The organism is Psychromonas sp. MB-3u-54 (assembly GCF_002836415.1).
Lineage (GTDB): Bacteria > Pseudomonadota > Gammaproteobacteria > Enterobacterales > Psychromonadaceae > Psychromonas.
The window spans coordinates 17018-27035 of record NZ_PJBP01000094.1; the positions used below are offsets into that span (position 1 = coordinate 17018).

At 39.2% G+C, this 10018-nt stretch carries 7 protein-coding genes; 2 read left to right on the forward strand and 5 right to left on the reverse strand.

Features of this window, described 5'->3' with window-relative positions; genetic code table 11:
• Nucleotides 1–106: 106 nt before the first annotated feature.
• Together CXF72_RS03290 and CXF72_RS03295 are read left to right on the forward strand one after the other, a co-directional pair.
• Nucleotides 107–658: a YagK/YfjJ domain-containing protein gene (locus tag CXF72_RS03290; protein ID WP_232784864.1), complete on the forward strand. Its 552-nt coding sequence runs from the start codon at nt 107–109 to the stop codon at nt 656–658.
• Between the two features lie 183 nt (nt 659–841).
• Nucleotides 842–1324 carry a hypothetical protein gene (locus tag CXF72_RS03295; protein ID WP_232784865.1) on the forward strand — a complete coding sequence of 161 codons (483 nt, stop codon included), beginning with the start codon at nt 842–844 and terminating at the stop codon, nt 1322–1324.
• Between the two features lie 394 nt (nt 1325–1718).
• Here the strand turns inward: CXF72_RS03295 and CXF72_RS03300 are convergent, their stop codons facing one another.
• The 5 genes from CXF72_RS03300 to pgm form a co-directional block, all read right to left on the reverse strand.
• Nucleotides 1719–2450: a hypothetical protein gene (locus CXF72_RS03300; protein WP_101036854.1), complete on the reverse strand. Its 732-nt coding sequence runs from the start codon at nt 2448–2450 to the stop codon at nt 1719–1721.
• Between the two features lie 427 nt (nt 2451–2877).
• Nucleotides 2878–4197, reverse strand: coding sequence for a DEAD/DEAH box helicase (locus tag CXF72_RS03305; protein ID WP_101036855.1), 1320 nt, complete (start codon nt 4195–4197; stop codon nt 2878–2880).
• A 168-nt stretch (nt 4198–4365) separates the two neighbouring features.
• Nucleotides 4366–4662 carry a YfcZ/YiiS family protein gene (locus CXF72_RS03310; RefSeq protein ID WP_101036856.1) on the reverse strand — a complete coding sequence of 99 codons (297 nt, stop codon included), beginning with the start codon at nt 4660–4662 and terminating at the stop codon, nt 4366–4368.
• Nucleotides 4663–4802: 140 nt separating this feature from the next.
• Nucleotides 4803–7307 carry a glycogen/starch/alpha-glucan phosphorylase gene (locus CXF72_RS03315; RefSeq protein WP_198552484.1) on the reverse strand — a complete coding sequence of 835 codons (2505 nt, stop codon included), beginning with the start codon at nt 7305–7307 and terminating at the stop codon, nt 4803–4805.
• 1004 nt (nt 7308–8311) lie between these two features.
• Nucleotides 8312–9964 (reverse strand): phosphoglucomutase (alpha-D-glucose-1,6-bisphosphate-dependent), encoded by a 1653-nt coding sequence (gene pgm, locus CXF72_RS03320; protein WP_101036857.1) that lies wholly within the window; start codon nt 9962–9964, stop codon nt 8312–8314.
• Nucleotides 9965–10018 lie beyond the last annotated feature (54 nt).

Here is a 10018-nt window from a genome sequence, read left to right on the forward strand (position 1 = left end):
TATCAGGTAAGTGATTACTAAGCACAAGCTAGGATCTTTTATATTATCTGTCTGCTTAGATTGGTTAATAGTAATGAGATATGTAACTAAAACTAACGTGATGACAATGAACGCTCAAACATGGTGGGTTAACGCGAGAAAAAGCGGTGTGTATAGCTCAATGCTTAAAAAGATGATCGGACAGCTTGAGGCAATGATGAGTTACCACAGCAAAGTTCATGCTATCCGCTTTGATTTAAAACAGAGCGTATACACAGAAAAAAATACACAGATTACTACATTCAACCGCAGATTATTTAAATGGCTTAAACGGCATTACAAACTGAAACGTATCGGTTTTATTTGGTGTCGAGAGCAAGAAACCGCTAAGCATCAACATTACCATTATGTGCTGATAATAGACGGTCACAAGGTCGAGAAAGCCAGCTTTGTTTTGAATAAAGTAAAACAGATTTGGCAGGAGATCAGCGGTTCATACTGGATACCTAAAAACTGCTACTACAACCTAAAGCGCAATGAACACGCAGAAATTCAAAGCGCAGTTTTCCGCATATCCTACTTGGCTAAGGCACGTGGTAAAGGCTATCGACCACCACAGACGAAAGACTACGGAACAAGCCGAATTAAGCTTAAAAACGATAAAACAGCGGCGAATTAACTACCTAAATGCGCCCTATTTTTCGTACAACAAACAGCAACGGAGGTTATTATACCAAGAGGTTTTCATTACGGAAGAACGCAAACCCGAGCCTATACAACGCAATATCACAGAATATCAGCAATCATATTCAAGCCTCTTGTTAACGCCCCATTAAGCAACTATTCAATAAGTAGTGAATATTTGAGTGCCGAGCATAAACACTTTAAGTTAATAGAGACAAGCAACCATACCCGAATAGCTATTTTTAATATCAATGAGCAAGACCACCAAATAGCTTTAATGCTTGATGGCAGAAGCGCCAGTAAAAAGCTTTATATCACTTGCCCCTATTGCCAACGGCAGCGGCAACACCTTTACGCAGTTCGTAATGCCTATGCTTGCCGAAAGTGTTTAGGCTTACATTACGCCAGTCAGAGTGAAAGGCAGTCAAATAGATTAATCAGACGCATTAGAAAGCTTAGAAAAGAGCTATGGGGTTATAATTATCCTGACGTTAATAATATGTTTATGAATGTTCAATACTGGCCGAAGCCTAAAGGGATGTGCTGGAATACATTTGAACAAAAACGAAATAAGATAATTGAGTTAGAAAAGATATATTGGCCTATATCACTGGCTCAAATGAAAACAATGTTTGGCGAGCAATTCATGGATGGTTATTAAATTTTAGGTTTCCCCTCACACTTAGAAATAAATTAAATTATTTAAAATATATTTGGTTAATGATTGTTATAAACTCGATGATTTTCCCAAACAGTAACACCAGAAGTAACACCAACAAAAAAAATAAAACAATAAAACAATATATTCAATTAGTTAGGTGTTCAATTCAAATCTCGCAGGGACACCACTTTCTTTTTCAAGAAAGTCCAGCAAAGCCCACCAGCCCAATAAAACCCTAATAAGCCCTAATAAAACCAGTGGTTAGCCCTTAACTACGTCCCAGTTATGATTTGTAATAGTCATTAACAGGAATTCTGCCAACTAAATATGATGCTAATGCTTAAATATTCGCCAATAACCTTAGGTGACTTTTTACTGTTGCAGAAAGCCCTTGTCAGGGGGTTGAGCACTCAAAATAACCGTCTTTTTCCGTCGTGTTTGGACACCAGCTAGACATATTAACAATGTACGAGTCCTTGCGGCGCTCATTTGCCTTCTTGAGAAGTTGTTCCGCGTATAATCTGTCGCTAGTTATTGCGACACTGCGGTAAGAATCTTGCCGCAAATAAATCGCTGCGTTGGTTAATCCGAGTTTTGGAGCGATTGTTTGAACCTCATACTGCGCAGCCTCCAGAGTGCGATCACCACTATAGACGACCCCCCAGGTAACCACTATTCCTGTTGCGCTTTGTGCTTTCTGAATCAACGCGGCGTTCGCCGAGGTAGTGGTTTCTGCGGCTGCTTGAACTTTCGCCGAACTGGCAGCTAAGTAAGTATTGAGTCTATTAAGTTTCGCTATGTTCTCTTTGACCTCCACACTGTCTGTTCGGGAATTAACTTCAGAGAGTGCATTATTCAGTTTTTCATTCTGCTCTATTAGATCAGCGATGGTCGCTTGGGCTTTTAGGAGGGTCTCATCTGATTGGGTCAATTTAGCTTTCCATTTCAATCCTGCAAAGCTTCCTTCTTCAAATCCCGCTTCCACAAGAATATTGTTGATGGTTTGTGGCCACCCTATTAACAGGACAACCATTAACAGCAGCATAGCATCCCTTAACATTGCGACCAGATCTTTTCCCGTGGTGGCTATTCCAGACAAAAAACGGTTGTTGCTCTTTTCCGGCATAGTGAGATCTCCATTTACTCCTACAAGTCAGCAGTCTGCAAGAAAGAGGTTAAATTTTATTTACTGATAAAAATTATAGAACAACAAACATAAAAAACAGTCAGATAGCCTGTATATCTGATCGTAAATAGGCTTTTTATATTGGAAAAATGACGAAAGAGATAAGTAATCATGAAATAGAAGGTCTCTAAATCAATTAAGGTAAATAGACAAGTGAGTTCAAATATTCGGCATTTGGCATTATGCACAGTTATTTATGTGTCGGCATGTTCTTATGACAGCACTCAATATCCCAGGCTTCAAAAAGTAAAAAGTCAGCTTAGTTGCTGACTTTTTGGTCGTTCAATACACCACTAAACACTGCGGCAATGTTATTGCCCCAGTTTAAACCCGTTAGTGATAAAGAATGGCGAACTATTCTCTGTCTCTATTCTTCAATTTTTTTCTTACGGCGCATCGGTGTAAAACCAGCTTCTTTCGCTTCATGGAAAATTTTGTTGGGTGCCGCTTTAGGTTTACGCGTTTTGCTGCTCTGTTTCTTTTCAGCTTTATGATTGACTGCTTTAGTTTCTGGCGCCTTAACCACTTTTTCAACAATGCCTTTAAATTTAGGTTTAATGCTATCAACACGGTCAAAAGTTAACTGTCGCTGTACAAATTCTTCGACTTTTTTAAAGTTTACCCAGTCTTTAGGACCAATAATTGAAATCGCATCACCCTTCTCGCCTGCACGACCTGTCCGGCCGATACGATGGATATACTCTTCGGTATGTTTAGGAATATCAAAATTAATCACATGGCTTACATTGAGTAAATCTAATCCGCGTGACGCGATATCTGTTGTCACTAACAGCTGCGCTTTACCACGGGAAAAACTGTCCATAATACTGTTACGGTTATTTTGCGTTAAATCGCCGTGTAGGGCCAAAGTACTGTAGCCTCTTTCATTAAGTTCCGTACTTAGACGCTGAGCATCCAGACGCGTTGCAGTGAAGATGATAGCCTGTTTAATTTCTTCATTTTTTATAAAATGGAAGAGTAATTTTTCTTTTTGCTTTAAGTTATCTGCCAGATAAAAACGCTGTGAAATTTCACTGTGCTGCTGATTTTCTGCACCAATAGCAATACGGACGGGTGCTTTTAATAATTCACTGGCAAATTCATTAACTTCGGCATGCCCTAAGGTGGCTGAGAATAACAATGTTTGGCGCAACCTATGGTTCGCTGCCGAGTTAACCGCCTTTAATTGCTCTGCAAAGCCTAAATCCAGCATACGATCTGCTTCATCTAAAATTAATAACTCTAAGCCTTCTAAATGTAACAACCCTTTTTTTAAATGATCAACAATTCGTCCCGGCGTGCCAACAACAAAATGCGGGTCTTTATCCAGAGCTTTAACTTGATCATTAAAGTTTTCTCCCCCTGATACTAGGGTTGATTTCAAACTGGTATTTGATACTAATAAACGCAATTGTGCATAAACCTGTTTTGCAAGCTCACGTGTTGGCGTTAATATTAAAACACGCGGATCACGTTTGGTTAATGCACGTGTTTTTAGAACGCGCTGCATAGCAGGTAGCAAATACGCTAATGTTTTACCCGACCCGGTTTTTGATGATGCCAGTAAATCTTTCCCAGCAACGGCAATGGGAACGGCTTTTGCCTGAATTTCAGTGGTTTCAGTAAATCCAAGGTGGGATAACGAAATGATTAAACGGCGGTCAATGGGTAAATCATCGATCAGCAAAGTACTCTCCAAAAGGCAATATTAATAATAATCTGAGCAGTATAACGATTAAGCGCCAAAAGAAGAAAAAAAATTTACATTGTGCCGCAATTAATCTCTTTTAATGCCAAAGTGCAAATACAAAAAAAGCCAAACTAATTGGCTTTTAATAATAGTAACCACGATTGATTAAATTGCGCTTAAACCCATTTCAAAAATAAGCTTTTCAGCTGTACAGTCAAAATTAAACGTAACCTGTAAGCTAACCCCATCATCAGCGGTTGTTTCCTGCTCGGTCACAACGACGGAATCGAAACGTGTTTTTGCCGCATCAATATATTTTTGTGCCAGCACTTTAACCGCAGCACTGTCTTTTCCGGTAAATGGCAACACTAATACCGTATCATCGTCGCTAATCACACTGCCTAATTCAACAAATGAACCACATGCTTCACCTACGTCATCTGCATTTTTATCTTGAGACATAACAACCTCTTATCCAATGTTTTTTGTGTGGTTATTGTAACCTGCTTTAAGAATAATCCCAACAAATTTGAAAGCCCTTCTGTTCAGGCAAAAAAAAGGCGATATAAAAATATCGCCTTGTAGTTAATTAAGTTTATGGATCATGCTAACGGGTATTTTTTCAAATGCCACACGTTTGCTACATAGTCTTCAATGGATCTGTCAGAATTAAATTTACCCATTGCGGCGGAGTTGCGAATCGCTTTCTCAGCCCATAAGGCTTTATTTCGGTAGGTTGTATCAATAGCGTCGTGCGCTTTACAGTAAGACGCGTAATCGGCTAAACAAAGGTACTCATCACCGTATTCAAGCAAGCTACGTTTGATATCGGATAACGCGCCCGGTTGTCCTGGAGTAAAGAAATCCGAGTCTAACCAATCAAGCACCGCTTTCAGCTCAGGATTATTGTAATAATAATCGTAAGGGTTGTAACCCACTGTTTTCAACTCTTTGACTTCAGCAACACTTAAACCGAAGATGAACATGTGCTCTGCACCGATCTCCTCGGCCATTTCGATATTTGCACCATCCATAGTACCGACGGTTAAGGCACCATTAAGCGCAAACTTCATATTACCTGTACCGGAAGCTTCTAAACCTGCCGTTGAAATCTGTTCAGATATATCGGCTGCAGGGAACATTTTTTCAGCAAGTGATACACGGTAGTTTGGTAAGAAAACAATTTTCAACTTATCTTTGATACGTTTATCATTGTTTACTTTCTCTGCGACTTTGTTCAGTGCATAAATAATCTGTTTAGCCATATGGTAACCAGGCGCGGCTTTTGCGCCAAATAAGAAAACCCGCGGCACCATATCGTAATCCGGATTCTCCAATAAACGTTTGTACAAGGTTAAAATATGAATCAGATTTAACTGCTGACGCTTGTATTCGTGCAGACGTTTAATTTGAATATCAAAAATGGCATCTGCAGACACTTCAACACCGGTCAAGTCTTTAATAATGTTGACTAACTCAACTTTATTGTCGCGTTTAATATCCATAAATCGCTTTTGGAAGGCCGTGTCAGTGGCTTTTGGTAATGCATCTTTTAATTTATCAAGATTTACCACCCAATCTTTACCAACCGTTTCATCATATAATTCAGCAAGTGCAGGATTACAGGCTTTTAACCAACGACGTGGTGTAATACCGTTGGTGACATTAATTAATTTAGTTGGGTACAATTCGTTAAATTCAGGGAATAAATCTGTTTTCACCAATTCAGAGTGAACCGCTGCAACGCCATTAACTTTGTGAGCTGTCACAACACACAAATTAGCCATACGGACCATACGCTGCGGGCCTTCCTCAACAATAGATAATTTAGCTTTTATGTCGTTATCACCAGGCCATTTTTGTTCAACTGTTTCAAGAAAACGACGGTTAATTTCATAAATAATTTCTAAATGGCGAGGTAATACTTTTTCAAATAATGCGACGGACCATTTTTCTAAGGCTTCTGGCAATAAAGTATGGTTTGTATAAGCAAAAATCTTCTCACAAAGTGACCATGCAAAATCCCACTCAAGACGCTCTTCGTCAACCAGAATGCGCATCAACTCGGGAATGGCGATGGTTGGATGGGTATCATTTAATTGAATTGCCACTTTTTCAGCCAATATTGGCCAGTCATTTCCGGCGCGTCTAAAGCGACGTAAAATATCTTTAACTGAACATGCACAGAAAAAGTATTGTTGAATTAAGCGTAATTCTTTACCTTCATCGGTTGAGTCATTTGGGTATAATACTTTAGAAATTGTCTCAGCTTTTGATTTTTCAACTTGCGCATCAACATAACCACCGGCATTAAAGACATCCCAGTCAAATGCTTCATCCGCACGGCTTTCCCATAAACGTAGAATATTGACTGTTTTAGCACCGTAACCAACAATTGGCACATCCCATGGCACGCCTTTGAGTTTTTGCCCCGCATGCCACACTTTATGTGAAACACCGTTTTCATCAATAACGGTTTCAACGTAACCGTATAATGGCACATGTTGAATAGACTCCGGGCGACAAATTTCCCAAGGATTGCCGTATTCACGCCATGTATCAGGGCGTTCAATTTGACGACCATCTTGAAATGATTGAGCAAAGAGACCATTTTCATAATGGATACCGTAGCCAATTGCCGGGTAGCCTAATGTTGCTAAAGAATCAATAAAACACGCAGCTAAACGGCCAAGGCCGCCATTGCCCAGCGCCATATCCGGCTCTTCTTCGCAAATTTCATATAAATCCTTGCCTAAACCTTTTAATGCATCCTGTGCTACGTTGAATAATTCCAGATTATGTAAATTATTTGAAAGCAGACGTCCCATTAAAAATTCAAGTGACAGGTAGTTTACAGCCCGAGTGTCTTGGCCTGAATGGCTCTTTTGTGTATCCGTTAACTTCTCAAAAAGCAATTCATTGACAGCGTAACAAGTTGCATTCCACCATGCTTTGTTATTTGCCTTACTTTCTTCTGTCGCTAATGTTTTATGCAGACGATCCAGAATAGCTTGTTGCATCTGATCCGTTGTGCAGTCTATGGCTGGTACTATTTCAGCTGATTTGTTTTTTGTCATTGTTTTTTTTACCGCCTGTTTATTAACCATTTTTTTTCCCTCTACTGCCGCTTTAGCTGTGTATTTTTTCTTATTCGTTTTAGTCGGCATATAATATTCCTACTTTTCTTATAATTAATTGCGTAATTTCCCTAGAAGATGACAATACGCATCTTTCAAATTGAAAAAATTAAGTTAAATTTTATTTTTTGATTTCACCTTATTTTACTTCATTTTTTAATTTTACTTTGATTTTTTGTTGTTTAAGTGACAAATTAATGAATTTTTTAAAAAAACAATCATCTGGACATTCAAAAGTGTCAGCTTCCTTTTTCCTATATCCTCTGAATATGAATCTATTTATTCAGACTGAATTTTCACTTTAAGACCGAATAATAAAATCAGTTTTATTTTCGATCGGCCGATCAAAACACATTATTATTCGGAATTTAACATATTATTTTTACCCCGCGTGGTGATTAAAATCAACGAGTCAATCTGTGATTTGGCCTTTTCTGTGCGTCTACTCCCATAAAAAGTGGCATTCCATATTTGCTTTAATTAAGAAAGGTACATTCAACTCTCTCAACTTTAATTTAATTGAACAAAATATAGCCTAGGAGTAGAGCGCTCGACTCATCATATCAACAGATTGATTATGCATCCTTTAGCATTTTTGTGAGAATCTTAAAGGAACTACCACAGAGGACAGCACTACACAGAATAAAGAATGCACCCCCTTTCTATTAAAGGAGATGAAATTAGGTCATAAATATATGATACAAACTCAAGTCCGAAGACACCAGGGACTTTTTTTCTGATAAATTTGTATTTTACCAAATAGAGGAGAATAGACTTGATTAGAAGAGGGTAATAGTGACTTGATCAAAATAAAGCATGCACACAGGGAGTGTTTGAAGTTATTTACAGCGGAACAGACAGCTATAAGAGATTGACTGATATGACAAAATCAAAAGCAAAAAACGAGGGGGATGCCCCTCGTTTTGAAAAACATTCATATTATTGGAGCTGATAATTCACACTTAAAGAGGGAATTATAATCCAGCTTTAGCAAAGGCTTGGGCAACAATTTCCTGTGCTTCTTTTTGGATCAGTGCAATATGATCTTCACCAATAAATGACTCTGAGTAAATTTTATAGATGTTTTCCGTACCCGATGGACGGGCGGCAAACCAACCATTTTCAGTGGTCACTTTTAAACCGCCAATAGCTGCGCCATTGCCCGAAGCGTGGGTTAATTTGGCGGTAATTTTTTCACCGGCTAAGGTTTCAGCTTCAACCATATCCGCATTTAAGTTGGCTAATACTTTCTTCTGTTCAGGGCTTGCCGGGGCATCAAAACGAGTATAAACAGGTGAACCAAATTTTTCTGTAAATTCAGCATAATGCTCACCAGGATCTTTGCCCGTAACAGCAATAATTTCTGCCGCTAATAACGCCAAAATAATACCATCTTTATCCGTCGTCCATACCGAGCCATCTTTGCGCAGAAAAGATGCACCGGCACTTTCTTCGCCACCAAAACCAAATGAACCATCGAATAAACCATCAACAAACCATTTGAAACCAACTGGTACTTCAGACATTCGACGACCCAATTGTGCAACAACACGATCAATCATTGAGCTCGATACTAATGTTTTACCTACTTTTGCATTCTCAGACCAACCACTGCGGTGAGTGAATAAGTAATTAATAGCCACGGCAAGGTAATGATTCGGGTTTAATAAACCGGAGCTTCTAGTGACAATACCGTGACGGTCGTAGTCAGGGTCGTTAGCGATAGCCACATCAAATTTATCTTTCAAGTTTATTAAACCAGCCATAGCATAAGGCGAAGAACAATCCATACGGATTTTGCCATCTTTATCTAAGGTCATAAAAGAAAAAGTAGGATCAACACGATCGTTTACAACTTCAATATTCAAACCATAGGTTTTTGCGATCACAGGCCAGTATGCAACACCAGAACCACCCAGCGTATCCACACCAATTTTGATCCCCGCTTTTGCAATAGCATCCAAATCAAGTACATTTTTCAAATCATCAACATAAGGCTGAATATAATCGTATTCTTCAACCAGGTCTGATGCCATTGCTTCGCTGAAATCCCATTGCTCAATATCATCAAAATTATCATTTAAGATTTCATTGGCTCTGTCTTGGATGATTTTTGTCACATCACTGTCTGCAGGTCCGCCGTTGGGTGGATTGTACTTAAAGCCACCATCTTCCGGTGGATTATGAGAGGGAGTGATCACAATACCATCGGCTAAATTATTCGGATTGGCTTTATTGTATTGCAGAATGGCATGTGAGATAACCGGGGTTGGCGTGTAACCACCACCGGCTTGTACAATCACTTTAATATTGTTTGCAACTAAAACCTGCACGGCAGAAACAAAAGCCGGCTCTGATAACGCATGAGTATCTTTACCGATAAATAGTGGTCCAGTGTAACCCTGCTGAATGCGGTATTCTGCTAATGCCTGACTAATAGCCAGAATATGCAGCTCTGTGAATGCATTGTTGAATGAACTGCCACGATGCCCGGAAGTACCAAATGCAACCTGCTCGCTTGGCACACTCACATCGGGAAGGTTAATATAATACGCTGAAATCAATTTCGGAATGTCGACTAAATCTTGAGCCTGTGCAAGTTGCCCTGCGCGGGGATGAATTGCCATAATAATGTCTACCTCGATTAGTTTAAATAAAAATGTAGTTACAAATTCGTAAAT

Excerpts from the sequence above, each read along its gene's own strand:
- CXF72_RS03300 (WP_101036854.1), bottom strand. The coding sequence starts at position 2,450 with ATGCCGGAAAAGAGCAACAACCGTTTTTTGTCTGGAATAGCCACCACG.
- pgm (WP_101036857.1), bottom strand. The coding sequence starts at position 9,964 with ATGGCAATTCATCCCCGCGCAGGGCAACTTGCACAGGCTCAAGATTTA.
- CXF72_RS03310 (WP_101036856.1), bottom strand. The coding sequence starts at position 4,662 with ATGTCTCAAGATAAAAATGCAGATGACGTAGGTGAAGCATGTGGTTCA.
- CXF72_RS03290 (WP_232784864.1), top strand. The coding sequence starts at position 107 with ATGAACGCTCAAACATGGTGGGTTAACGCGAGAAAAAGCGGTGTGTAT.
- CXF72_RS03315 (WP_198552484.1), bottom strand. The coding sequence starts at position 7,307 with ATGGTTAATAAACAGGCGGTAAAAAAAACAATGACAAAAAACAAATCA.